Below are 26,646 nucleotides of genomic sequence, written 5' to 3' on the forward strand. Positions count from 1 at the left end.
GGCATCTTGTTTCTTGCTTCTCACTTCTTGCCTCTTGTTTCTCACCTCTTGTTTCTTAGTAGCCCCATGCTCCACAACTACGTCAAAATCGCCCTGCGGAACCTGCGTCGTTCGCCGCTGTATAGCCTGCTCAACATGGGTGGGTTGGCGTTGGGCATGGCCTGCTGCCTACTCATCGCCCTCTACGTGGCCGACGAATGGCGCTACGACCGGTTTCATGCCAATTACCCCAACATATACCGCGTTTGGGAAAAACAAAAGCAGGCCGACGGCCTTTTCGACGTAGCCGTGACCCCTGGTCCGCTGGCACCCGCGCTGGCGAAGGATTTCCCCGACGTGGTGCAGACCACCCGCGTAGGGCGCTGGGCGGGGTTGTTAACCCAGGGCAAACAGTCGCTGGAGGCCGAGCAGATGCTGATTGTTGATTCCTCCTTCTTCAGCCTGTTCAGCTTCCCGATGCGGCTGGGCAATGCCAAAACGGTCTTTAAAAATCCCGATGAAGTCATTTTCAGCGAAGCCATGGCCGAGCGGTTTTTCGGCAAAGATTGGGCAAAGATGGCTCTGCTGGGGCGCGTCATCACCTTCAACGGTAAGGATAACCTCACACTGACGGGCATTGCCCAAAACCCACCCAGCCAGTCCAGCATTCAGTTCGATGTGCTATTGCCCTACAAGTGGCTGGAGAAAAATGACGAATGGAGCAAAAAATGGAATGGTAACAGCTACCACACTTACGTGCAGCTACGGGCCAATGCCACAGGCGCGGCCACTAACCCGACGGCCTTTGCCGACAAGATAAAAGACGCGCTGAGCCGCTACGACAAGGGCAACGACAAGCAGCTTTTCCTGCAGCCCCTGGCCGACATTTACCTGCGCTCTACCTTTTCATTCGAGACCGACTGGGGCAAGCGCAGTAGCATTGGCTACGTGCGTCTGTTTGTGGCCGTGGGGCTAATTGTGCTGCTCATTGCCATTGTTAACTTCATCAACCTGGCTACGGCGCGGGCCTCGCAACGCGCCAAAGAAGTAGGCGTGCGCAAAGTGGTTGGGGCGCAGCGTGGGGCATTGGTAGGGCAGTTTCTGGGCGAAGCCGGACTGGTCACGGCTGTGGCCCTGGGGCTGTCGCCGGTGCTGGCCGAGGTGTTGTTACCCCTCTTCAACGACGTGGCTGCCAAGACGTTGGTGATTCCGTATCAACTACCCATTTTTTGGGGTGTATTGATTGGTATTCTGGTGCTGGTCAGCCTGTTGGCAGGGTTGTATCCGGCGTTTGTGCTGTCGTCGTTTAAGCCAGTGCGGGTGCTGAAAGGGGCCGTGGTGGGACAGTCGGGGCGCGGGTTCAGGCAGGGGTTGGTGGTGGGGCAATTTGTGCTGGCAACAGTCCTGATTATTGGCACACTGGTCATTTACAGGCAATTATCATTTATTCAAAACGCCCGGCTCGGTTTCGACAAGTCGCAGTTATTGTACGTCCGGCTCAAAGGCGATCTGAAATTCAAGGCGTGGCCCTTCCAACAGCAAGTTCGTCAGTTACCAAGCGTGGCACAGGCATCGCTGGCTACGGGCAACCTGGTTGATGTGGCCAACGGGGGCACTGTGGAGTGGGAAGGGCAGGCACCCAAAGACGAGTTCCTGATCACGAACATGAATGTAGATGATCAGTTTATGACCACCACAGGCATGTCGCTAGCCTCAGGGCGGAATTTTTCGGCGCGAATCCCCGCTGATACGTCGCGGGTGATGGGATCGTATTTGATCAACGAAACAGCGGCTAAGCGGATGGGCTACACAGCCGAGTCGGCACTGGGTAAACGGGTGAAATTTTGGGGCGTGACGGGCAAGATTGTGGGGGTACTGCGTGACTTCCATTTCCGGCCGCTACGGGTGGCTATCGAGCCGTTTATTTTCCGGTTTCAGCCCACCAACCCCTATTTCAACCTGCTGGTGAAAACCCGGCCCGACAACGTGCCGCGCACCATTGCCGCCCTAACTAACCTCTACAAAAAAGCCGACCCGGCCAACCTTTTCGCCTATGGTTTTGTGGACCAGGATCTGGACGCGCAATACCGGTCTGAGCAGCGCACGGGACGTATTATCCTGTATTTCTCGGTGCTGGCCATTTTAATTTCCTGCCTTGGTCTGTTTGGCCTGGCTGCATTTACCGCCGAAATCCGCACGAAGGAAATTGGTGTACGGAAGGTGCTAGGGGCGTCGGTGGGCAGTATTGTGGCCCTGCTCAGCAGCGATTTTCTGAAACTAGTGATCATCGCTATTGTCATTGCCAGCCCGCTGGCGTGGTGGGGCATGAGCCGCTGGTTGCAGGATTTTGCCTACAAAACTGACCTCGGCTGGGGCATTTTTGCCGGGGCCGGTGCGCTGGCGGTGGGCGTTGCCCTGCTCACGGTGAGCTTCCAGAGCGTCAAAGCCGCCCTGGCCGACCCGGTGAAGAGTTTGAGAACGGAGTAAAACCTAAACGACTATGTCCTATATCGCTATTCCTATCCCCAATATTCCTGGCAAGCAGGAGATCGAAATCGAGGTAAGTATCAACGGGCAAAAGCAGGCCCTGCACTACCGCGTCGAGCTATTCTACTGGTCCGACTGCCGCGTTCCGACTTTCGACCGGGTGGCGTGCATCCGCGAGATGCTATCGGGCTATGACCAGGACTGGTCGCTGTATTACATCGGCGAACCCACCGACGATTTTGTGCCCATCACCTTCGTGCGCAAAGAAGACCTCGCCATTCAACGGCAACTTCGGCAGCTAGCTTAATCCACTGATATACCTCGCGTTATGATTAAAAACTACATCACCATTGCCCTGCGCAACCTCCGCAAGAATGGGGCCTACGCCTTCATCAACATCGCGGGGCTTGGCCTGGGTTTGGGCTGTGCGTTGTTGCTGTTTGCCCTGGTGCGCTACCATTACCGCACCGACAAACACCACAGCAAATTCGACCGCATCTACCGGTTTACGTCGGCCTCTCACTCACCCGATGGCGACTTTTATTCTACCGGTGTGCCTTATCCGTTTGGCAACGCCCTGCGCACAGACCACCCGGAAATTGAGCACGTGGCGATGCTGGAGGAGCAGGAAGAACCAACGGTGATGGTGCCGGGAACCAAAGGGGAGATAGACCGGAAATTCAAGGAGGACAATGCCAAAGGAGCCTACGCCGAGCCATCCTACTTCCAGATTTTCGACTATACCTGGCTAGCCGGTGGACCCACTAACCTGGCCGGGCCAAACACGGTGGTACTCAGCGCGAAGCTGGCAACTAAGTATTTCCGCACTACCAACGCAATAGGCCGGACGGTTACCCTAAACGGACGCATTCCGGCGCGGGTGGTTGGCATCTTCACCGACTATGCCGATAACACCGATTTCGCTTACGAATTCATTGGCTCGTGGGCTTCGATGAAGGCCGTACGAGGAGGTGACCCGCTGGACGAGGATTTCGGTAATATTAATAGCAGCACCTTATGTTTTGCCCTGCTCAACAGCCGCTATAGCGTGGCTAACTGGAACCACGATGCGGCGGCTTTTTTGCGCAAACACAACACCGAACGAGCCAAAAAAGTGGTCTACCTCATCCAGTCGTTGGGCGATATTCACTTTGCAACCGCTTATGACGGGGTGGACAAAAACCTGATCCTGTCGCTGTTTATTATCGGCCTGTTTTTGGTCATCACGGCCTGCATCAACTTTGTGAATCTAGCCACGGCGCAGGCGCTGAATCGCGCACGCGAGGTGGGCGTGCGCAAGGTGCTGGGCAGCACACGAGGGCAACTGCTGGGTCAGTTTATGGGCGAAACAACTCTGATTGTAGCCTTGGCTTTGCTGGTAGCAATCGGCGTATTCAGCTACGGGCTATCGTTGGTGCAAACGTACCTGCACGGTGTCTTCAGGTTCACGTTTGACTATACGCCCTCGGTAGTGGCCTGGCTTACACTGCTGGTAGTGGGCGTCATTCTGCTGGCGGGGCTGTACCCGGCCCTTGTGTTGGCGGGTTTTCGGCCTGTGGTGGCCCTGGCGGGCAAAATCATGACGCAGCGAGCGAACGGAACGCCACCTGGTGGTTTCACCGTGCGGCGCGGGTTGGTGGTAGCGCAGTTTGCGATCTCACAGATGCTCATTATCGGGCTGGTTGTGGTGACTAATCAGTTGCACTACATCCAGTCGAAAGATCTTGGGTTTCGGAAAGAGGCAATCATGACCATCGGTTTGCCTAACGTACCCAGCCAGGATGTGGCCAAAATGAGCACGTTTCGCAATCTGGCCATGGCCCTGCCCGACGTGGCAAAGTTCAGCTATTCGATGAGCGGCGCACCGCAGGCAGACTGGATCAATTCAGGACAAATTAACTACGACAATCGTCCCGATGAGGCGCGGTTTAGCTCCCAGCGAAAGTCGATTGACGCCAATTACGTAGACCTGTTCGGCCTGACGCTTGTGGCCGGGCGTAACCTTGCCCCGTCAGACACCGCCCGCGAAGTTCTTGTCAATGAAACCTTTGTCCGAAAACTGGGTATTAATGATCCCACTCAGGTGCTAGGTAAGATGCTGCACAACGTAACTCGTACCCGCCACCTTGAGATCGTGGGCGTTGTCAAAGATTTCAACCAAACCGACCTCAAAAATGCTATTGAGCCGCTGTTTATGACAACGCAGGCCAATAACTATTTCAGGGCTAACCTACAATTGAGAACCGCTGCCTACCAGCGTGTGATCAAGCAGCTGGAAGCTGCCTATAACCAGGTGTATCCCGACAATTATTTTGCTCATCAGTTCGTCGATGATCAGATTCAAGCGCGGTATCAGGAAGAGCAGACGATGGGGCGGCTGGTGAATTTTTTCGCCGCCGTGGCCCTGTTTATTGGCTGCATGGGTCTCTACGGGCTGGTGCTCTTTATGGTGACCCAGCGAACCAAAGAAATTGGCGTGCGCAAAGTGCTGGGGGCTAGTGTGGGCAGCATTCTGTGGCTACTCAACCGCGAGTTTGTCCGGCTTATTGTCATTGCGTTTGCGGTGGCGGCACCCGTGGCCTGGTATGTCATGCGTGGTTGGTTGTCGTCATTTGAGTACCGAATTCTTATTGGCCCGGCCATCTTCGGCTCATCGCTGCTTATCACAGTCCTGGTGGCCACATTAACCGTTGGCTTTCAAAGTATTCGGGCCGCGTTGATGAACCCGGTAACCAGTTTACGAAGTGAATAAGCCGTCGTCAATTGCTAGATAAACCTGCTTTCTCACCTACTATCAGCTATGCTCCGAAACTACATTACCATCGCCCTGCGTAACCTCCGCAAGAACGGAGCCTATGCGCTCATCAACATCACGGGTTTAGGCCTGGGCTTGGGCTGTGCACTGCTGATTTTTGCCCTGGTGCGTTACCATTACCAAACCGACCGGCACCACGCCCGCGCCGACCAGATTTACCGGATCACCACCAAATTTAAATTGCCCGACGGCGATTTTTACACGCCCGGCGTACCCTTTGTCTTCGGTAAAACCCTCCGCACCGACTACCCCGACATTGCGCAGGTAGTCATGCTCGACGAGTGGGAAGAGCCGATGGTGGCCGTGCCGGGCATTGGGGGTACGGAAACAAAATTCAAGGAAAAGCACGCGAAAGGGGCCTTCGTGGAACCAGGCTTTTTCAAACTCTTCGACTACACCTGGCTGTCGGGTGGTCCGGCAGAATTAGACCAGCCGGGTACGGTGGTGCTGGAGGCTAACCTGGCCAGGCAGTATTTCGGCACCGAGAATGCTGTGGGCAAAACCCTGAAACTGTTAGCGCGTTATCCCGTTCGGGTGGTGGGGGTCTTCGCCAACTACCGCGACAACACCGATTTCGGCTACACCATTATGCCCTCCTGGGCGTCGGAAGAGGGGGCTGCCGGCACAAAACTGCCCACCGACTTCGGCAATACCAACAGCAGTACGCTCTGTTTTGTGTTGTTTAATGAGCGGTTTACCGCCGCCAACTGGGCGCAGCAGATGCCCGTTTTCGTGAAGAAGCACAAGACCAAAGAAGCCATTAACGTAGTCTTTTTCCCCGCCCAAAAACTGGCCGATATTCACTTCGCCACCGACTACGGCGGGGTGAGTCGGGGGCTGCTGGCGTCATTGCTGGCTATCGGCTTGTTACTGATTGGTACGGCCTGCATCAACTTCGTGAACCTGGCCACGGCGCAGGCGCTGAATCGCTCACGCGAGGTGGGCGTCAGGAAAGTGCTGGGCAGCACACAGGGGCAGCTATTTAGTCAGTTTATGGGCGAAACCGCCCTGATTGTCCTCCTGGCAACGGGGCTGGGCCTGCTCATCTTCAGCTATGGGCTGCAACTGGCGCAGGTGCACCTACATGGTGCCTTTAAGTTTACCTTCTATTTCGAGCCGTCGGTGCTGGTTTGGCTGGGGCTATTGCTGGTTGTAGTGGTGGGGTTGTCGGGGTTGTATCCGGCCCTGGTGCTGGCGGGGTTCAGGCCGGTAGTAGCCCTGGCGGGGCGGCTCACGTCGCGGCAGGTGGGTGGCGGTTTTAGCGTACGGCGCGGGCTGGTGGTGACGCAGTTTGCCATCTCGCAGGTGCTGGTGATTGGGCTGGTGGTGGTAAGCAGTCAACTCAGCTACATCCGCAACAAAGATCTCGGTTTCCGCCAAAACGCGATCATGACGGTTGAAGTACCCAATGACCCAACCAAGCTGCAAACCTTTAAGCAGCAGGTGCAGGCACTACCCAGCGTACAAAAATTCAGCTACTCCATGAGTGGGCCACCACAGTCGGGTAATGTGAGCCACACCACGTTTCGTTACGACACGCGCCCGGAAGAGGAAAAATGGCAGCTGCAACAGATGTACTGCGACGCTGACTACCTGGGTCTGTACGACCTCAAACTACTGGCGGGCCGCAACCTGCAACCGTCTGACACCGCCCGCGAAGCCCTTGTCAACGAGGTATTTATGCACAAAGTGGGTGCCAAAACCCCCGCCGAGGTGCTGGGCAAGATCATTCATAATAACGGGCACAACATGGAAATTGTGGGTGTGCTGAAAAATTACAATCAGCAGCAATTAAAAAGTGCTATCAACCCTCTGTTTGTAAGTACGCAGGCCAACCGATATTACAACGCCAACCTACAGGTGCAAACAGGCAATTTTCAGCAGGTGATCGGGCAGTTGGGGGCTATTTATAACAAGGCCTATCCCGACAGCTATTTCGAGAGCCACTTTGTGGATGATCAGATTGAAGCGAGCTACCAGGAGGAGCAAACCATGGGTAGCCTTGTGAACTTCTTTGCCGCCGTGGCCCTGTTCATTGGCTGCATGGGGTTGTATGGCCTGGTGCTGTTTATGGTGTCGCAGAAGACCAAAGAAATTGGCGTACGGAAGGTACTGGGTGCCAGCACAGGCAGCATTTTGTGGCTGTTTGGGCGGGAGTTTTCGCGGCTCATTGCCGTGGCGTTTGTGCTGGCCGTACCTGTGGCTTGGTGGGTGATGAGCGGCTGGCTCCAGACGTTTCAATATAAGATCACCCTTAGCCCCGGCATCTTCGCGCTGGCGTTGCTGGCCACCGTTGTGGTTGCCGCGCTGACGGTGTCTTTCCAAAGCATCCGCGCCGCGCTGATGAACCCGGTGAAGAGCTTGCGAAGTGAGTAAACCTATAAGGTCCTGTAGACCTGATAGGTTGTACTACAGCAGTTTACGCTGATGCAACCTATCAGGTCTACAGGACCTTATAGGTTTAAAAACTGCGCTAGATCCAACCCTACCAATTCTGATATTGAAGAGGCTGAAGCCACGCCGCCATCGCCTTTGCGGTAACGAAGCCACTCGTTGGTGCGGTAGTTATAGACAAAGCCCTCTTGGATTCCGTAGTCGTCGTCTTCAATGAGGCGGATTACTTTTTTAAGATCATTGTTTTGGCCCCGCGTGTGGCAAACTTCAATAATGATGGGCATCAACTCTGTAACAGGATCATACAAAACGAGATCGGGCGTTGGCGAGGTTTGTCCCTCATCAATCATCGTTTCGGGCAGGGGTTCCAAGGCAATCGCTTTGTCGTAATAATAAAGCTTGCCTAGCCCTACGTTGAGCTGGCTAATAACCCGCTGATGGTCCATTGGGGCGTTTACACCATCGTCATGTACGTGCCAGACCGGGCCATCGGGAACTGGATAATTTCGCATCAGTAGTAGCTGTTTTCTTCCCAAATATACCTAAATCCACCTAACCATGCTCCGCGCTAACCTGACCCTTGCCCTGCGTTCGCTTTGGCGAAACAGAACTTATACACTATTGAATATCAGCGGTATAGCTATTGGCTTAGCAGCCGTGACGCTCATCTACTGGCAGGTAACGCAGATCAAAGACTACGACACGCAGCACCCCCACGCCGACCGCCTTTACCGTGTTGGCGAGAACAAACCATCAGAGAAAGCGGGGCAAAGTACGGTGGTGCCGTTGCTGCCTGCCCTGTTGCGCGAAACCCCCGTAGTAGAAACCGGCGTACGGCTGATTTCCTGGCAGCGCAGCTGGATTTCGTACAAAAAACAGGAAGAACAACTGCCCATTTGCCACGCCGACACATCGCTTTTTTCGGTGCTGAATTTCCCGCTCAAACTGGGCGATCCCCGTACCGCCCTGGCCACGCCCAACGCCATGGTGCTCTCGGAGAAAGTAGCCGAACGGCTCTTCCCAAACGAAAACCCGATGGACAAAACCGTGGTGCTCGACAATGGGCGGGCCTATGTGATTCGGGGGGTGCTGGCTGCCCGGCCGCCCAACACCGTGATTCAGGCCGAGGTGATCGTACCCATCGCCGACCTCGTAGCCACCGACCGCGCCGCCACCGAAAACTGGTACAACGCCAGTTGCCAGACCTTTGTACGCCTGCGTCCGGGACGGTCCGACGCATCGGCCAGTTCGGCGGCGTTTGCGGCATCAACGGCAGCATTAGTAAAGCAGCACTATACGGGCGAAGGCAAGCAGCGGGTGCTCAGCCTCTTGCCCATCAAAGACATATTTCCCAGCCAAACGGGCGGCTTGCTCACGGTGATTCTGTATGGACTGGGGTGCATTGCAGGGTTTATTTTGCTTATCGTAGCGATCAATTTTCTGAACTTAACCTCGGCTTTATCGCTGGCGCGGGCGGGCGAGGTAGCCCTGCGGACCACGCTGGGGGCGGCCACGAGGCAGATTCTGGGGCAATTTGTGCTCGAAGCCACGCTGGTGGGTGGCGCAGGGGCTATACTGGGTACGTTATTACTGAAGGCGTTGCTCCCGGTTTATATTGACTTTTTCGACATCAGTAGCCGGTTCTCGCCGCAGTTGCCTTTTAGTCTGGCCCTGCTTCTGGTGGGCATCGTGCTGCTGCTGGGTACACTAGCAGGTTGGTTGCCAGGCCGGTACTTGATTCAGCAGCCGGTGGTGACGTCGCTGCAAGGCAAAACCACCACCCGCCGCAGCCCGTTTCGGTCAACGCTGGTGGTGATTCAGTTTGCCCTGGCTACGGTCATGATTACCTGTACGGGCATTATGATCAGCCAAAACCGGTTTGTACGTAACCAACAGGTTGGGTTTAATAAGGATAACATCATTGCCGTTGAGTTGAACCGGTCTTACCGTAACCCCGCCCTTGCCGAAGTAGCCGTCAATAACCTGATCAATCGGCTACGTCAAAACGACAACGTGCTGACTGTCAGCACTACGAAAGATATCCCAGGCCGCAAGTTCTGGAGCAGCACCAACACCTACACCGACCTTTCTACCAACCGGGACGTGTCGTTCGATTTTCAGGGCGTAGATGATACGTACCTGACCACCTTCCAGATTCCCTTGGTAGCCGGGCGTAATCTGGCCGCTACCGACACCGCCGTGGGCGATTTGTTGCTTAACGGAACGGGCGTACTCATCAACGAAGCAGGTGCCCGGGCAATGGGCTATAAGACGGTGAATCAGGCTGTTGGCAAAGTCATGCGCTGGCACGGCACCGATGGCAGCACGGTGAGGGTAGTGGGCGTATTCCGGGACTATTACCAGCGGGGTATGCACCAACCCCTTGGGCCAATGTTATTTTGGGCTACCGGCCCAGCCCGGCTGCGCGGCAACAACTGGCTAAGTATACGCGTGAAACCCGGCACCAGTGCCACCCTACTAACCGACTTGGCCCACCAGTTTGGGACCATCCCCGCCCGCAAGCCATTCAACTACATCTACCTGAGCGACGAGTACAACAGCGTATACCGAGTCATGGACATGACCCAGACGTTCCTGACGGGCATGGCGCTCATCACGGTGTTGCTGGCCTGCGCGGGTGTGTTTGGCCTGTCGTTGTTCGGCATCCGTCAGCGCACCAAAGAAATCGGCATCCGAAAAGTGCTAGGGGCTAGTGTAACCAGCGTGGCCTGGCTACTGTCGCAACGGACGGTCCGGCTAGTAGGCGTGGCGGTGCTTATATCCGTGCCCCTGGCCTGGGTCATGATGAACACCTGGCTTAACAGCTTTGCCACACATATTGCCTTCCCATGGTGGGTGGTGGCCGTTTCTGGCCTGCTGGCGCTGCTAGTTGCCCTGCTCACCGTTTCCACCCAAAGCATCCGCGCCGCGCTCACCAACCCAGTGAAATCGTTACGAAGTGAGTAAACCTATCAGGTCGAAAAAGACCTTATAGGTTTAGTACCAAAGACGCCGTTTAGTAAACACCCAAACGTCATTTATGGAATGCAGTGGCTGTTTGAATCAAGCCAGCTAGAGCAAATGAAGTTGACGCATGCGTTGGGTTCTATTAGTAAGCAGCTGGCTTTATAGTATACCATGCCAGGCACAGGGCGGAAATGGCTTGCAGGGCGAATATTATAACGGCCCTGCCTTTAACCAGAAAGTGCTGGTACGCACTGACAAACAAATTGATTTTTCGTGGGATGGCTACACCCTGCCCGCACCCGGCGTAAGCCCCAAGTCGTTTTCCGTGCGCTGGACAGGCAAGCTCTATGCCCCCGTGAGTGGCCCCTACAAATTCACGGCCATAGTAGACGACGGCATGCGGGTGTGGGTAGACGGCAAACTGGCGATGAACGAATGGCGCTACCAGAAGCAAAAAGTATACGGGCAGGCAGTGGCCCTCAAAGCCGGGCAGTTCTATGACCTTAAAATCGAGTATTATAACGCTGGTAACGGTGGCTATGCCCAGCTAAATTGGAACCTGGTGAACGAATCGGGTAAGAATCCGGCGTTTGAGAATGCACCGCAGCAAAAAGTGTCGGCCCAGTTTCTCTACAACGGACCACTACCCAAGCCAGCAAGCCCACCCCCACCAAAGCCAGTGCCGCCACCCGCGCTGAAGCAAAAACCAGTGCCACCTGCGCCGATTGTTACCAAGAAAATGCCCGGAGTGGCTCCGAAAGCCATCATATCGGGCCTACAACCTGCCATAACAAAACCGCCTGGCCTGTCTCTGGCAGAATCCACCGCATTACCTGTGGCAGTAGCTACAGATGGGCTGACAAACCAGCAGATCTTCTTTGCGCAAAGCGATTACCAGCTTATGCCCGCGGCGTTTGACGTGCTCGACAAGGTGGCTTACTTCATGACCCGTGACACCACACTCCACCTCACCGCCGAGGGCCATACCGACAATGTAGGCGACTCCCGCCTAAACCTGACCCTATCGGAATACCGGGCCAGGGTGGTGCGGACGTATTTGTGCCGAAAAGGCGTGGCCGAACATCGCATCACCGCCATAGGTTGTGGCAGCATCCAGTCGGCAGTAGCCGATGAATCAGAAGCCGTCCGGGCACAGAAACGCCACGTGCTGCTGCGTTTTCAAAAGTGAAGTTTAAAGTTTAAGGTCTAAAGTCTGGGCGACCCCGTCTAAGGTTGGCTGACGCAAGAACACATGCGTCAGCCAGCCTTAGACGGGGTCGCCCAGACTTTAGACCTTAAACTTTAAACTCCTCCCCTTACCGCCAATAAGGCATTTCGCCGTTGGTGAGTAACGTAGTGCGGTTGCGGCCGTCCAGGTCGAGCACCACAATGCTGCGCACACCAGTGCCGGTGTTGTCGGTGTTGGTAAAGATCAGCCGGGTGCCGGTGGGGTCGTAGCGGGGATCCAGGTCGTTGGTGCCGGCGGGCTTATTAGTCGTGTTATTATTACCGCCGTTATTGATGGTGGTCACTTCCGTCAGGGCGTTGTTGCTCAAGTCGAGGCGGTAAATACGGGCATCGGCCTGCCGCCCCTGCTCGTTGCGAATGTCGCCCTGATCGATGGTGAATACCAGTTGCTTGCCGTCGAGAGAGAACACGGGGTTGCCTACGCGGTTGTTCGTGCGGCTCAACACCGTCTGGGTGTCGCCACTGTTGGCCGTAATCAGAATGATCTCGTTGTTGTAGAATCCGGCCGTGGTGCGGGCTACTATCTTGCCCACCTGCCCGTTCCAGTTGCAACCCGCAAATAGGCGACCATTGGGCGCGGTAGCTACTGTGCGTAGGCCCGTGCCGTCTGCCCGAATGGCATAGAGCTTATCGCCAGCCGGATACACCAGCTGCGTACCGTCGGGCGACCAGCTAAAGGATAGATCCAGCGCCGACAGGCCCGACAGCGGCACGGTAGTCACCCGCCGTTGGTTGCTGCCGTCGGCATTCATCACGTAGAGTTGCAGTTCGGTGTCGACGTTAGAAATGTAGGCAATCAGCTTTCGGTCGGGCGAGGCAATGGGTCGCCAGTTGCTGCCTGTGGTGGTGAGTTGCAGGGGCGTATCGGTGCCATTGGCAGCCGTAAAAATCTGAAGCTGCCCATTTACCCGCCGGGCAAATACATAAGCCAGATCGGGGAAAGCACCCGTGCGGAACGAGAAGAGGGCGCTGTTAACGGTATTAACCCCATCGCGGGCCGTCACCTGCCAGTAGTAGGTGGTGCTATAGTCCAGGTTTTTCACCACCACCGAATCGGCCAGGATATTGGTGAACGACTGCGTAACGGCGGTGCTGCCTTCGCGGAACAACTGCACGTCGTAGCGCAGGGTGTCGCGGCCGGGGTCAGTGGCGGCCCATTTCAGGGTCAGTGACGTAGGCAGTCCTGTGGTGCCCGAACTGGGTTTCACCGCCGTGGGGGCCGTGGGCGGGCGGTTTTGGCTGTTGTCGGTCACCAGCAAAATGGCAATCTGCGACACTGAGCCTGTGCTGGCATCAACCGTGACCACTTCAGTTCGGTAGGGTGCCAGCGTGGCGGTGATCGAGTATTTGCCCGCCTGCAAGCTGTCGAACTTAAAATTACCGGTCGAGTCGGTTTCGGTAATGCGGCTGCCGGGGCTGATCCGCACCAATACACCTTTCACGGGTTTACGGGTAGCGTTGAGTAGCACCTGTCCCCGCACGCTGGTGTAGGTGAGGGGATCAACGAGGGTTTCTTCGGTACACCCCCATAAAACGGCCAACAGGGCCAGGAGTGCAATGATACTGACTTTATACATGGGTAAAGCTGACTAGCGATTAAGGTTGTTTAGGAGCCACTTTTGGGGCTGCCGGGGTGGTGGTGGCGGGTGGTAGCGTAGGCTGCGCTGGGGCTACCTGTGGTGCCGCTGCCGTTGATATTGGGGTGGTCTTCGCCGGTTTTATCCGCCCAAACCGACCCAGGTTGAGCGTCAGCCCCAGGGTACCCCGCAGGTAATAGTCGTTATGCAGGCCCGACACCAGCCCGTCGAGGTTATCGGAAAAAGGCAGGTGGGCTTCCATCATAGCCCGAATGCCCAGGTAGCGGTTGGGGTTGTACTGAATACCTGCACCGCCGGTAGCTTCGCCGTAGCGCTGCCCCCGCAGGCTGTACTGCGTACGGCCCGAATGCTGCACCAACATACCGCCGCCCACTGTAAACAGGGGCGATACCGGCTGGTTGGGCAAAGCCCTAAACAATATGTTGCCCCCCAAACTGCTGAACGACCGGTTGATGTCGCCGCTGGTGAGCGTACCCGTAGCTGCGTTGACCTGAATACCCACGGCGGGTGTCAGGAAAGCCTCCAGACTCAGGCCATAGCCAGCCCGCGTGGCCCGTTGCGTATAGTCGCTGTAGAGCCGGGTGCCGTCTATGTAAGGCTGGATACCAAAACGCGACGCGCCGTTGGTTTGCAACCGGGTGCCATAGACGTCGGTCTGGGTCATCTCTGTTTTCTCACGTTCGTAGCTATCCAGCAGCGGCTTTATCTGTGCCGCTGCTTTCTCAGACACCGACCAGAGCCCGTCCTGAATGCCTTCTACCACCAGCGCATAGACTGCCTTTTCAATAGCCTCTGTCACAGCCATCTGGCCAGGTTCGGTGGTAGTGAAGCCCGTTTCGGCCTCCAACAGGCGTTTGAACGTTACAAACCGAAACACGCTCGCATCTACTGACTGCGACAGGATGGTCTTGGACGTGTAGATCGTTTTCAGGATCTTACCCGACCGCGTAGCTACCGCCCGCAGGTAGACCGTAACCCGGTCCTGCCGGTATTGCGTAGAGCCACCCGACGCGAAATAGCGTAGGCCAGCCCCGCCCGTAACGATGTTGGCGTCGTAGGAGACAATCCCACCTTCCAGAATAATGCCCGCAAATAGCAGTGGAGGCAGGTTTTCGCCTTCTTTATACTGGGCCACGCTCGAACGCACAATCTTCCGTTCGTTGAGCAGGTTGGCTACGTTTTCGCGCTCAATAGGCGTGAACCAGTTGCTTTCCTCTAAGGCCTTCAATAAAATATTGGTGGTGCCCTGCGAGATGGCCGTAGAGAAGCTAGTGCCGTTTTCCGACTGTTTGTATTGGCCGGTCTGGTCGCGAAATTTATAGACCGCCGCCACAATCTTGTCGCGGGCGGGGGGCAGGCTACGCAGGTTGGTGGTTACGGCGGTTTCTTCGCCTAAACGGGCTGAGCGGGGGCCGGTGGGCTGATGAAAATAAGCCGCGCAACCCGATAGTAACAGGGGCAGACCCAGCGCAAGTAGCCGGGCCGTGGTGTGATAATAACGTTTCATAAGAGGGTGATAAAGCGGCTCAGTAATACGGTACGGTAACGGTGGTTTCGCCGCCCTTGCCATCAACGATGCGAATCAGCACGCCGTCAGTGGCGTTGGTGATAGTGACCTGAAAATCGCCAAATTGGTAGGTGCCTTCTTTCAGGCTGGTTTCGCCAAACTGCTTGTTGAGCAAATTGGAGGTAATCCGGCTTAACAACTGGCGTTGCAGGCTGGCCGAAAAGTCGTCGAGCGATGAGGCAGTAGTACGGCCACCATTGAGGCCATTGGCCGTTTTTTGGGAGGGGTCTTTGGTCTTATCCTGTGCCTGCGCCGACGAGAGCATCCACTGGTAGTTGAAGGTGTTGCCGCCAAATGCCGGGTTGTTGGGCCGATAGACCAGCGCCTGCCCCCGTGCCGACAAGGCCAGCAGGCTCATCAGGCCAACCAAGACGGGTAATAGTTTTTTCATGGAAAAGTTGGTAAAAGAGGGTGTATAAAGTCAATAAACGCCCGACCCACGCTGATCGTCGCTGTCGAGCTGCCGCTGGGTTTCGGCATAATTATCAACGTATTCGCGCACTACCTGGGCGGCGTATACGGCCAATTCTTCGATGGTGTCAATCCGGTTCTGGACAATTTGCTGGAAAAGCAACTCGTCGTTGACGGTGATAGAAATGATGCTGCCAATGCCTGAGTTGGCAGGCAGTTCATCCACGGCAATCAGGAACAGGTTCAGCTCAAACTCCAGTGGTTTTTGCAGCTGTACCTGCACTGTATCACCGGGCGTAGCGCCCGTGGCTCCTGGTGCCAGCGCGCCTGAGACCTGGGGCTGACCAGCCGGGGAGCCTCCGTTCGGGGCCACTCCTGTCGGGGGCAATCCAGCCGGGGCCAAATCCTGGTAGGCGCGGTAGAAGGCGTCGTAGAAGTCGCGGCCAGTTTTTGAGCGGGTATTATCGAGGAGCAGGCTCTCGGCGCTTTGTTCGGTTAAGCCTTCTTCGCGCAGCATCCCGTCTAGTTCACCCAGTCCGGGCACGTCGGGGTCCTGCGCCAGTGTGGGGGTGGCCAATGCCAGCAGGCAAAGCAGCAGGCCGTAGACAAGGCGGTGCATAACCACGGTCAGTACGTGCTGGTCACGATGGCACGCGCCCCACCCGACTGCTCGATCCTGATAGCCGATGCCGACGACCCGCCAAAAGGCATACCCGTGCTGATAAGGCTGTTGCCGTTGCCATTCTGGCGCAGATCGAGTTGGGCACCGCTGCCGCGTACACCACTCAGTTGCAGTTCGTTGCCACTGCCAAGTTGCGCTACCCGATAGGTATTGTTGGTGCCATCTACATCAAGGCTCAGGCGATTGTTGTCGCCCTGCTGAATGAACGTAGCCTGATTACCTGCCTGGCCGCTGGCGTTGGTGTACCGAAGCTGGTTGTTATTGCCCTGCTGCGAAAGCATTACTTCATTAGACACCGTAGGGGCCGGTTGGCTACCCGCCACAATAGCAGACCGGTTGACTATTGTGCCGGGCGACACTTCAGTCCAGAATGCTTCTGACTGAGCGTTGGTCTGCGCCACGGCCCAATGCGTTAGTCCAAGCAGGAGGAAAGAAAAGGATAATTTTTTCATAAGATAAAGCTACCAAATTGCGACCAAAAATGGCAAGGCGTCCCTTCTTGCTAATCTAAATAGTTACCGGTCGGTAGGTAAAGTGTAGGAGCTTATAGAGGCTGAAAAGGCCTGGTTTGTCCTATAACTGCCGATTAGTAAAGAAATTGGTAAGGAGTTATTTTAGCGCACAAGCCCCCTTAACCAAACACCCCGGCCAGCTAGGCTGGCCGGGGTGCGGAAGAGAAAGCAAACGACTGTTTAGTTGTTGCTCTGGGTAATCGTAGAGGTATTGCCATTGCCAGCCTGATAGACGTTGGCGGTCTGACCTGGGCCACCCGTTGCGCTAGTCTGGTTTATAGTCAGCGTATTATTGTCGCCAAACTGCCAGGCCGTGTTAGCCGCTGGTGATACCCCCGTTATGCCTTTAATCAGGTTGGCATCGCCGGTTTGCGTAGTAGCAACGGTATTGGTATTGCCATATTGGCGCAGCCGAACTGTGTTGGTTGAGCCATCCTGCTTAACGGTTGCCTTGTTGTTATCATTGGCCACCGCACCCAAGAAGCCCGTGCCTTGAACAACGTAGGCAAGGTTGTTGGTCCCAGTAGTCATCTGGTCAATACGTACATCATTCTTAGTGCCTTTACCTTGGTACGACTCGGCCCGGTTTGTTGTGCCGCTCTGCTTGATTTCGGCGTAAGCCTGGTCAGCTCCGCTATATTGTTGGCTAATGACAATACCGCTGGTACCACTCTGTTGCACAAGCACTTCACTCTTGGTAATATCAACGGCATGGTATACCGTGGCCTGGTTCGTAGCGCCTGACTGGGTAACCGTTATCAAACCACCATCGGCATTATCTGCCTGGAAAATAGTCGCGGTCTGCCTCGTACCTGATTGATCAACTGTCACGACATTGTTAGTGCTACCCAGGTTGAAACCGAAGGCAACACCTACCTGGTTGACCGACGCGTTTTGACCACTACCCACTTGCTTGATGCTAGCGCTGTTGCCCGCGCTGGCATCGCTCTGGTTAATTGAGGCAACGTGGATCAATGCCGTACCACTCTGGTCAATCAGCGCTTTGTTGGTAGAGCTAAGGTCGTAAAGCCCGCCATTTTGGGTAATGCTGGCATCGTGCCCGGCACCCGTTTGCTTGGTCTCGCCTATGTTATACTCACTTTTCTTACCTGTTGTGGTGCTACCGTTCTGATCGATCCTGCTGAGCAGATTGGTACCATCCTGGGTGATAGTGGCCGTTTGGTGATCGCTAATATCATTTTGGTTGATGCGCCCGTCGTTGCCGTTGAGCGTGGTGGCCCCCTTCTGGGTGATGCTCGCCACGTTGGCCATCGTCAGGTTGCTCTGGGTGATCACCGCCGCGTTGTCCACCGTCGTCTGGGTGATGCTCCCCGTGTTGCCCGAGGCGTTGCCCGCACTCCCCGCGTTCTGGTAGACCTTGGCCACGTGCCCGCTGCCCGTCTGCTCGGTCGTGGCCGTGTTGCCGTTGCTCTTGTTGCTGCTGCCAGCCCCTTCGTTCTGGTAGAGCTCCGCCGTGTTCATCGACCCGTTCTGCTTGGCCGTTGCCTTGTTGAACTCGCTCAGGCCAGCCACGCCCCCGTTCTGCCGGATGAGGGCCGTGTTGCCCATGCCCGCCGTCGAACCCTTCTGGTCCACCGTGGCCGTGTTGTTGTTGCTTCGACCGTTCTGCTCCACACTGGCCGTGTTCTCAAAATCAGCCTGGGTGGTGCTGGCCATGTTGTCGTGGCTGTCGCCGTTGGCCGTCGCGTTCTGCTGGGTGCTCGAGACCTGGGCACTGCCCGACTGATCGACCGTGTTCTGGTTGCCGTAGCTGTCCTTGCCCGCCGCCCCGTTCTGCTGGCTGGTGGCGATGTGGCCGTTGCCGATCTGCTGCACCCGTGCCTTGTTGTCAGCGCTCTGGCCCAGGGCCGTGCCGTCGCCGTTCTGGCTGATGGTGGCCGTGCTGCTGCTGGGGGCACCCGGTGCCAGCCGACCCGTGTAACCCTGGAAGACCTCGGCCTTGTTGTTGACCGAGTTGTCGTTCTGGCTGATGCTGCCGCTGTTGGTGCTGCCGTTCTGCCAGACCTCCGCGCTGTTCTTGAAGCTGCTGTTGTTCTGGTTGATCGTCGCCGCGTTGGTGCTGCCACTCTGGCCAATGCCCGCCAGGTTGCCGTCGCCCACCGGCGCAATGCCGTTGGCCGCCGGGGGGGGGCTGGCCATGCCGCTCAGGCCCAGCGCCCCGCCGTTCTGGTTGATGGTGCCCACGTTGCCGCTGCCCCCGCCCTGGGTCACCCCCGCCCGGTTGCCCTGGGCGCCGTCTTTCTGGTTGACGGTGGCCGTGTTGAGCAGCGTGCCGGTCTGGAAGGTGCCGGCCCAGTTGCCTTTGTTGGTGCCACTGCCCTGGTTCTGGTTGATGGTTGAGCTCTGGTTGGCGCCGGTCTGGTTCTGGACGGCTGACTGGTAGGCGCCGTTCTGGTTGAGGGTGGCCGTGTTCTGGGCCTGGGTGGCGGCCACGAAAGCCAGCAGCAGCGCCCCGGTAAGGATAACTTTTTTCATGAATGAGTTTAGTAGAAAAGCAGGCTAAACAGATAGCCAATGATTAGAATACAATATCAGCAGCGAATAATCGGCTCATTTCATTTGTTTATTGAGCGGTATGTACGTTTGAGTAAGTACAACCTATAGATTTGGTCAATTATAAAAGCGCAAAGCCGACCCAAATAGGTCGGCTTTGCGCTGATAATCAGGCATTAGTCTTTTCGTGAGCAATGTGATTGTTCACACCCTGAAGGCAAAATTTGTGCCTTAATTATTGCTCTGTGTAATCACCGAATTGTTGAAGTTGCCAACCTGATTCACGCTGGCCGTATTACCCGGTCCGGCAGCGGCGCTGGTCTGGTCAATAGTCAGTGTGTTGCTGTTGCCATACTGACCAGCATAACTACTGAAGGGTGACACGCCAGTTATACCCCTGATGAGGTTACTCTTACCTGTCTGCGTGAAGGTATTCACGTTATCGCTGCCCAACCCGTCAAACCTCGTAGTATTAGAATCGCCCCGCTGCTTCACGGTTGTTGTGTTACGGTCAGACGATGTAGGTGGAGTACCATCGCCATGATACACAATAGCGCTGTTGTTGGACCCAGTGGTTAACTGATCGATCAGTACGTTATCACCTGTGCCCCGGTACTCGTAGATGCTAGCCTGGTTGGTTGTACCGCTTTGCTTGATTTCCCCCACCGAGTTGAAGGTGCTAGTGCGCTGCTCAATCCGAGCAGAACCGCCAGTACCGCTTTGCGTAACTGTACCTGTGTTACCACTTGCAATACTGTTCTGGAGTATGGTTCCAGCATTAGTAGCTCCTGATTGGGTCATGGTGGCTGTGTTGTTGGAAGCCGTGAAGCTCTGCTCAATAACCCCATTACCACTTGTGCCCGTTTGCGTCATGGTAGCGGTGTTACCAGTGGCAGCAACAGCCTGATAGACGTTGGCCGTATTGGTCAGGCCCGATTGCGTCACCGTTGCCGTACCAAACGTGGCACCATTGGCCTGGAAAATATTGCCGGTTTGCCGTGTACCCGACTGGTCAAGCGTAGCCTTGTTGTCGGCACTACCAGTGCCGGGGGCACCAAAATACGCACCGTCCTGGTAGATGTTGCCTCGCTGTCCGCTGCCTATCTGCGTGATAGTGGCCTGGTTACGGCTACTTAGATCACTCTGTTCAATAACAGCATCATGCTGAAGCGCCGTACCGCTTTGTGTAATCAGGGCCTTGTTATTGTCGCTGGTGCCAGTGCCAGTACCGCCCGCTTCCTGGCTGATAGCTGCGCTGTGGAGGGCACCGGTTTGGTCAGTTGTGGCCGTGTTATAGCTGCTGTTGGTGCCGAAGGTGGTATTACCGTTCTGGTTGATGGCACTCAGCAGGTTAGTACCATTCTGCTTTATCTCGGCTGTCTGGTGGTCACTACGATCGTTTTGGTTGATGCGCCCGTCGTTGCCGTTGAGCGTGGTGGCCCCCTTCTGGGTGATGCTCGCCACGTTGGCCATCGTCAGGTTGCTCTGGGTGATCACCGCCGCGTTGTCCACCGTCGTCTGGGTGATGCTCCCCGTGTTGCCCGAGGCGTTGCCCGCACTCCCCGCGTTCTGGTAGACCTTGGCCACGTGCCCGCTGCCCGTCTGCTCGGTCGTGGCCGTGTTGCCGTTGCTCTTGTTGCTGCTGCCAGCCCCTTCGTTCTGGTAGAGCTCCGCCGTGTTCATCGACCCGTTCTGCTTGGCCGTTGCCTTGTTGAACTCGCTCAGGCCAGCCACGCCCCCGTTCTGCCGGATGAGGGCCGTGTTGCCCATGCCCGCCGTCGAACCCTTCTGGTCCACTGTGGCCGTGTTGTTGTTGCTCCGACCGTTCTGCTCTACCGTGGCGATGTTCTCAAAATCAGCCTGGGTGGTGCTGGCCGTGTTGTCGTGGCTGTCGCCGTTGGCCGTCGCGTTCTGCTGGGTGCTCGAGACCTGGGCACTGCCCGACTGATCGACCGTGTTCTGGTTGCCGTAGCTGTCCTTGCCCGCCGCCCCGTTCTGCTGGCTGGTGGCGATGTGGCCGTTGCCGATCTGCTGCACCCGTGCCTTGTTGTCAGCGCTCTGGCCCAGGGCCGTGCCGTCGCCGTTCTGGCTGATGGTGGCCGTGCTGCTGCTGGGGGCACCCGGTGCCAGCCGACCCGTGTAACCCTGGAAGACCTCGGCCTTGTTGTTGACCGAGTTGTCGTTCTGGCTGATGCTGCCGCTGTTGGTGCTGCCGTTCTGCCAGACCTCCGCGCTGTTCTTGAAGCTGCTGTTGTTCTGGTTGATCGTCGCCGCGTTGGTGCTGCCACTCTGGCCAATGCCCGCCAGGTTGCCGTCGCCCACCGGCGCAATGCCGTTGGCCGCCGGGGGGGGGCTGGCCATGCCGCTCAGGCCCAGCGCCCCGCCGTTCTGGTTGATGGTGCCCACGTTGCCGCTGCCCCCGCCCTGGGTCACCCCCGCCCGGTTGCCCTGGGCGCCGTCTTTCTGGTTGACGGTGGCCGTGTTGAGCAGCGTGCCGGTCTGGAAGGTGCCCGCCCAGTTGCCTTTGTTGGTGGCGCTGCCCTGGTTCTGGTTGATGGTTGAGCTCTGGTTGGCGCCGGTCTGGTTCTGGACGGCTGACTGGTAGGCGCCGTTCTGGTTGAGGGTGGCCGTGTTCTGGGCCTGGGTGGCGGCCACGAAAGCCAGCAGCAGCGCCCCGGTGAGGATAACTTTTTTCATCGTGGATTTTAGAAAATGGTTGGTAGTTAATCGTGTTTAAATATGCCTCAATATCAAGCTTCAAAACTAACTTTCGTTAGTTGTTTACTAGGCGGCATATTAGTTGTTACCCTGAGTAATCACTGACGCATTTCCTGTACCCACCTGAAGCACACTGGCCGTATTGCCCGGTCCGGCGGCAGCGCTGGTCTGGTCGATGGTGAGTACGTTACTGTTGCCATACTGACCGGCAAAGCTTGGATAGGGAGATGCGCTTGTTCCTTTCACCACGTTTCCTTTTCCCGTTTGCTTCACCGTAGCCGTATTGTCATCACCAATGATGTCCAGCAATGCCTGGTTTTCATTGCCACGTTGCTTCACTGAGCTTACGTTCCGGTTCGACACGCCACCATCACCCTGGTAGATAGCGGCCAGGTTATCACCGCCGGTGGTGAGCTGGTCAATGCGGGCATCATTGCCAGTACCCTCATACTGATACGTATTGCCGGTATTGTTCGGGCCACTTTGCTTTACTTCCGCGTAGGCCTTATCCGACCCATTCTGCTGCCGCACCGAGGCACGGTCATTCGTACCGCTTTGCTCAATCATAGCCTGGTTGTCGGTAGCGCCATCTTGCTGGTAAACCCTGGCGCTATTGGTAGCACCTGATTGAGTAACCGTCAGCCGATTGTCTGAGGCTGCGCTCTTTTGATAAAGTTCGGTATAGTTGGTAGCACCCGACTGGGTAACCGTAAGCTGATTGCCGCTGGCATTGAATGCCTGCTCTGCATAGGCGTAGCCATCCGTTCCGCTCTGGGTAATGGTAGCCTGGTTCTCAGAAGCAGCCACCGCCTGGTACAGTTCGGTATAGTTGCGGGCATCTGACTGGGTTATGACAGCTACGTTGTCGGTGGCATTATCGGCCTGATAAACAGTGGCTTCCTGCTTCCTGCCCGACTGATCAACCGTGGCTATATTGCCTGCACTGACGATGTCGAAACCGAAGGCTACGCCCAGCTGACCTACATAAGCGGTATTGCCACTGCCCCGCTGCTTTACTGTAGCCAGGTTAAGCCCGCTGGCATTGTCCTGCTCAATGGTGGCGTTGTGCTGAAGCGCGTTGCCAGCCTGGTCAATAGCCGCTATATTCAATAAACTTGTCCCATCACTACCCGCCGACTGTGAAATTTCGGCGCTGTGGTTTTTGCCCGTCTGTATGGTCTCGGCTATGTTGCCAGCGCTGGCTACACCGTCTGTATTATTTCCGTTCTGGTTGACATTGCTGGTCAGGTTTTCGCCATTCTGCCGTACCGTAGCGGTTTGATAGCGGCTGATGTCGTTCTGATTGACCGTAGCATTGTTGCCATTGTTGGTGGTAGACCCCCGCTGCACCACGTCGGCCAGGTTGTTGATTGACCTGTTGCTTTGGGTGATGACCGCCGTATTATCCACTGCTCGTTGCGTGATAGATGCCTCGTTATCGCCCGAATTACCATCGGCACCTGGTTGCTGATAAATCTTGGCTGTGTGGCTGTCGCCTTTTTGGTCAATCGTGGCCCGGTTGCTGCGGCTGACGTTGGCCGCGCTGCCACCCGTTCCATCGCTCTGATTAATGAGGGCCGTGTTGAGCGTACCGTCCTGGTCAATGTCGGCCCTGTTAAACCGGCTTTCGCCCGTTATGCCGCCGCTCTGCCGCACCGTGGCCGTGTTGCCCATCCCCGCCGTTGAGCCTTTCTGGTCAATACGGGCGCGGTTGTCGTGGCTGCGGCCATTTTGCTCTACCGTGGCAGTGTTGTTATAATCGGCCTGGGTGGTAGTAGACCGGTTATCGTGCGAATCGCCGTTGAGCGTTCCGTTTTGTTGTGTACTCGATGTCTGCCCCGTTCCCGACTGGTCTACGGTGTTGCGGTTGCCATAGCTGTCGCCACCCGCGCCGGCGTTCTGCTGACTGGTGGCCAGGTGACCTGTACCAATCTGTTGCACCCGTACGGTGTTGTCGTAGCTGGCACCTGCCAGCGTTCCGTCGCCGTTTTGTTGCACCGTGGCCTTATTACTAGTGCTGGCCGTGCCTGGTACGCTACGGTCTGTGAAACCCTGAAACACCTCGGCCTTGTTGTTGTTGGCGTTGTTACTCTGGCTGATGGTGGTGTTGCTATTGTTGTTGCCGTTCTGCCAGATCTCGCCGAAGTTGTTGGTGCTCTTGTTGTTCTGGTCAATCTGCACCCCCGTGTTATTACTGCCTTTCTGGAGAATACCGCTGTAGTTGCCATCGGGCACCGGCGTGTTGGCGTTGGCGGTTGGAGCTGTGGTGCCACCACCACTCAGGCCCAATGCGCCGCCGTTCTGGTTGAGCGTGGCCGTGTTCCCATTGCCCCCCGACTGCGTGATGCCCGCCCGGTTACGTTGCGACCCGTTGGCACCTGCGCCATTCTGGTTGATGGTGGCGGTGTTGGGGCCGGTACCTGTTTGTTCGGTGTAGCCGTAGTTGCCATAGTTGACCGCCGCCCCAGCACCTTTATTTTGGTTGATGATAGACGTTTGTAACGTACCCGTCTGAAGCTGCGTAGCCGACTGGGCATTGCCGTTCTGGTTAAGCGTGGCTATGTTCTGGGCATATGAGGCGGCCACAAAAGCCAGCAGCAACGCCCCGGTGAGGATAACTTTTTTCATCGTGAGTGGTGGTAAACGAGCCGGTCGCTGATCGACTACGTACAAGCGAACGTAATGTCAATCAGCGACCGGCGCCCGTAATCGTACGAAATGTTTAGTTATTGCTTTGCGTGATCACCGAGCTATTGCCCGTACCCACTTGCTGTACGTAGGCCGTATTACCCGGACCGCCCGTAGCACTTGTCTGGCTAATGGTCAAGGTGTTATCATTGCCGTGCTGGCGGGCATCGATGTAGGGATCACCTACCAGCCCCTGCACCCGGTTGTTATCACCAGTTTGGGTAATGCCTACCGTATTGCGGTTGCCAGCTTGCCACATATTGGCGTAGTTATTACTACCCCGCTGCGTAATGATGGCCGTGTTATCATTGGCTACCCCACCAATCGAGTAATTATACAGGTCGCCTTGATATAGTCGGGCGAAGTTGCCCGTGCCAGTAGTCAGCTGGTCAATCGTGCCCTGATTCCCTGTACCGCTGGCGTCACCGTCGCCACCTTTAAACTGGTACATCTCGGCTTGGTTGCTGCCGCCGCTTTGCTTGATTTCGCCTTTGGCGTAGGACTCACCGAAACGCTGGTCTAGCACGGCACTGTTGCCGCTACCGCTCTGGGTAATCTTAGCCTGGTTATAAGTAGCGTCGTCAGCCTGCTTAATGTTACCCACGTTATTTGTTCCCGATTGGGTAACATCGGCTTTGTTGTACTGGCTATAATTAACTTCTTCGATGGTGGTGGTGTTGCCACTACCACTCTGCATGACCGTGGCTATGTTGTTGGTACTGCTGCCCGTTGCGCCACCCATTTGCAATACGGTGGCTTTCTGGGTAGCCCCGCTCTGGTCTACCGTAGCTTTGTTGTTTGAGCTATAGTTCGACTGCTTCACTACGGCGTTGTGTGCGCCCGTGGTACCGACCTGCATGATCGTAGCTTCGTTGCCGTAGCTGTCGCCCAGGCTACCCGCGTTTTGTTCGGTCAGGGCCAGGTGACCGTTGCCGGTCTGCGTGGTGGTTCCGATATTGAGGTACGCATCGTTGCCGCCACCCGCGATCTGCTGAATCGTAGCTACGTTCGACAAACCCGTCTGGGTCAGGGTGGCGGTATTGTCATGGCTTGATTCGGCCATGCTGCTACCGCCGTTTTGCTGCACGGTGGCGGTGTTGCCACTACCAATCATCGAGCCGCTCTGAGTGACGGTGGCCTTGTTGTGGTCGCTGTTATTAGTCTGTTGCACTGTAGCTGTGTTACCAAAATCCATCTGGTCGACGGTGGCCTCGTTGTAGCTGGAGTTGCCAGCCACACCGGCGTTTTGGTCAGTAGTGGCTACCTGGGCCTGCCCGGTCTGCGAGATCTTCGTTTTGTTGTTATCGCTCGACCCGTCGGCGCTGGCATTTTGCCGGGTGGTGGCCACCTCGCCAATACCCGACTGCTTCACTTCACTTTGGTTATAACTGCTGCTCTTCGAAGCACTGGCTCCGTTTTGTTCCACGGTGGCCTTACCACCCGTGCTGGCGGTGGCACCAGGCGTATTGATGCCTGTATATCCCTGAAACACCTCCGACTTGTTGGCAAACGAGTTGTCCTTCTGGCTGACAGTGGTATTGATGTTGCCATTACCATTCTGCCAGATCTCACCTACGTTGTCTTTGCTGAGGTTATTCTGGTTCAGCATCACGCCGGTATTGTTGTTGCCCTGCTGGTAAATAGTACCGAAGTTGCCACTGCCCGACACCGCGTTCATGCTGGCCTGGAAATTACCAGACACCGACCCACTGGTGCCCAGGGCACCGCCGTTTTGGTTGATCATGCCTGCATTGCCAATACCACCACCCTGCGTAAACTTCGCCCGGTTGCCCTGACTGCCATTAGTGCCCACGCCATTCTGGTTAATTGTGGCCGTGTTGGCGGCGTTGCCCGTCTGGTAGGTACCAGCCCAGTTGCCGATGTTCACACCCGCACCTTGGTTTTGGTTGATGGTCGAATTCTGGAGACTGCCTGACTGGTTTTGTACCGTGGTCTGGTAACCACCGTTCTGGTTGAGGGTGGCCGTATTTTGGGCATACGATGCAGCTACGAAAGCCAGCAACGTCGCACCGGTAAGAATACATTTTTTCATAAATCGGAAGTGT

The 26,646-nt window shown here is 56.2% G+C and carries 16 protein-coding genes; 6 read left to right on the top strand and 10 right to left on the bottom strand.

The features are described 5' to 3' along the window. Positions 1-66: 66 nt before the first annotated feature. The 4 genes from J2I48_RS26845 to J2I48_RS26860 are packed head-to-tail and all read left to right on the top strand — an operon-like array spanning position 67 to position 7,657. On the top strand, positions 67-2,466 hold the full coding sequence (locus tag J2I48_RS26845; protein WP_207338621.1) for an ABC transporter permease: 2,400 nt from the start codon (positions 67-69) through the stop codon (positions 2,464-2,466). Between the two features lie 13 nt (positions 2,467-2,479). Next, positions 2,480-2,773 carry a hypothetical protein gene (locus J2I48_RS26850; protein ID WP_207338622.1) on the top strand — a complete coding sequence of 98 codons (294 nt, stop codon included), beginning with the start codon at positions 2,480-2,482 and terminating at the stop codon, positions 2,771-2,773. A gap of 21 nt (positions 2,774-2,794) precedes the next feature. Then, positions 2,795-5,218 carry an ABC transporter permease gene (locus tag J2I48_RS26855; RefSeq protein ID WP_207338623.1) on the top strand — a complete coding sequence of 808 codons (2,424 nt, stop codon included), beginning with the start codon at positions 2,795-2,797 and terminating at the stop codon, positions 5,216-5,218. Between the two features lie 48 nt (positions 5,219-5,266). Next, entirely contained in the window at positions 5,267-7,657 is a 2,391-nt protein-coding gene (locus J2I48_RS26860; protein WP_207338624.1) for an ABC transporter permease, read from the top strand. A 77-nt stretch (positions 7,658-7,734) separates the two neighbouring features. Here J2I48_RS26860 and J2I48_RS26865 read toward each other — a convergent pair whose 3' ends face one another. Then, a complete protein-coding gene (locus tag J2I48_RS26865; protein WP_207338625.1) occupies positions 7,735-8,187 on the bottom strand; it encodes a hypothetical protein in 453 nt (150 codons plus the stop codon). 46 nt (positions 8,188-8,233) lie between these two features. On the opposite strand from J2I48_RS26865, the gene J2I48_RS26870 reads away from it, so the two are divergent. Both J2I48_RS26870 and J2I48_RS26875 read left to right on the top strand, forming a co-directional pair. After that, a complete protein-coding gene (locus J2I48_RS26870) occupies positions 8,234-10,642 on the top strand; it encodes an ABC transporter permease (RefSeq protein WP_207338626.1) in 2,409 nt (802 codons plus the stop codon). A gap of 127 nt (positions 10,643-10,769) precedes the next feature. Beyond that, positions 10,770-11,831, top strand: a complete 1,062-nt coding sequence (locus J2I48_RS26875) for a PA14 domain-containing protein (protein WP_207338627.1) — start codon at positions 10,770-10,772, stop codon at positions 11,829-11,831. Positions 11,832-11,958: 127 nt separating this feature from the next. Here the strand turns inward: J2I48_RS26875 and J2I48_RS28730 are convergent, their stop codons facing one another. The 9 genes from J2I48_RS28730 to J2I48_RS26920 form a co-directional block, all read right to left on the bottom strand. Beyond that, positions 11,959-13,467: a carboxypeptidase-like regulatory domain-containing protein gene (locus J2I48_RS28730; RefSeq protein WP_207338628.1), complete on the bottom strand. Its 1,509-nt coding sequence runs from the start codon at positions 13,465-13,467 to the stop codon at positions 11,959-11,961. A gap of 19 nt (positions 13,468-13,486) precedes the next feature. Then, the gene (locus J2I48_RS26885) at positions 13,487-14,995 is read right to left on the bottom strand and encodes a CsgG/HfaB family protein (RefSeq protein ID WP_207338629.1); all 1,509 of its coding nucleotides are present in this window, start codon (positions 14,993-14,995) and stop codon (positions 13,487-13,489) included. A gap of 19 nt (positions 14,996-15,014) precedes the next feature. Then, positions 15,015-15,446 (bottom strand): curli production assembly/transport component CsgF, encoded by a 432-nt coding sequence (locus tag J2I48_RS26890; protein WP_207338630.1) that lies wholly within the window; start codon positions 15,444-15,446, stop codon positions 15,015-15,017. A 30-nt stretch (positions 15,447-15,476) separates the two neighbouring features. Then, positions 15,477-16,085, bottom strand: a complete 609-nt coding sequence (locus J2I48_RS26895; RefSeq protein ID WP_207338631.1) for a CsgE family curli-type amyloid fiber assembly protein — start codon at positions 16,083-16,085, stop codon at positions 15,477-15,479. 8 nt (positions 16,086-16,093) lie between these two features. Further along, entirely contained in the window at positions 16,094-16,600 is a 507-nt protein-coding gene (locus J2I48_RS26900) for a hypothetical protein (RefSeq protein ID WP_207338632.1), read from the bottom strand. A gap of 240 nt (positions 16,601-16,840) precedes the next feature. Further along, positions 16,841-19,156, bottom strand: coding sequence for a beta strand repeat-containing protein (locus J2I48_RS26905; RefSeq protein WP_207338633.1), 2,316 nt, complete (start codon positions 19,154-19,156; stop codon positions 16,841-16,843). Between the two features lie 249 nt (positions 19,157-19,405). After that, positions 19,406-21,871, bottom strand: coding sequence for a beta strand repeat-containing protein (locus J2I48_RS26910; protein WP_207338634.1), 2,466 nt, complete (start codon positions 21,869-21,871; stop codon positions 19,406-19,408). Positions 21,872-21,970: 99 nt separating this feature from the next. Continuing rightward, complete coding sequence (locus J2I48_RS26915; RefSeq protein ID WP_207338635.1) at positions 21,971-24,520, bottom strand: beta strand repeat-containing protein; 2,550 nt, start codon at positions 24,518-24,520, stop codon at positions 21,971-21,973. Positions 24,521-24,614: 94 nt separating this feature from the next. Next, positions 24,615-26,633 (bottom strand): beta strand repeat-containing protein, encoded by a 2,019-nt coding sequence (locus J2I48_RS26920; RefSeq protein ID WP_207338636.1) that lies wholly within the window; start codon positions 26,631-26,633, stop codon positions 24,615-24,617. Positions 26,634-26,646 lie beyond the last annotated feature (13 nt).

Source organism: Fibrella aquatilis (assembly GCF_017353255.1).
Taxonomy (GTDB): domain Bacteria; phylum Bacteroidota; class Bacteroidia; order Cytophagales; family Spirosomataceae; genus Fibrella; species Fibrella aquatilis.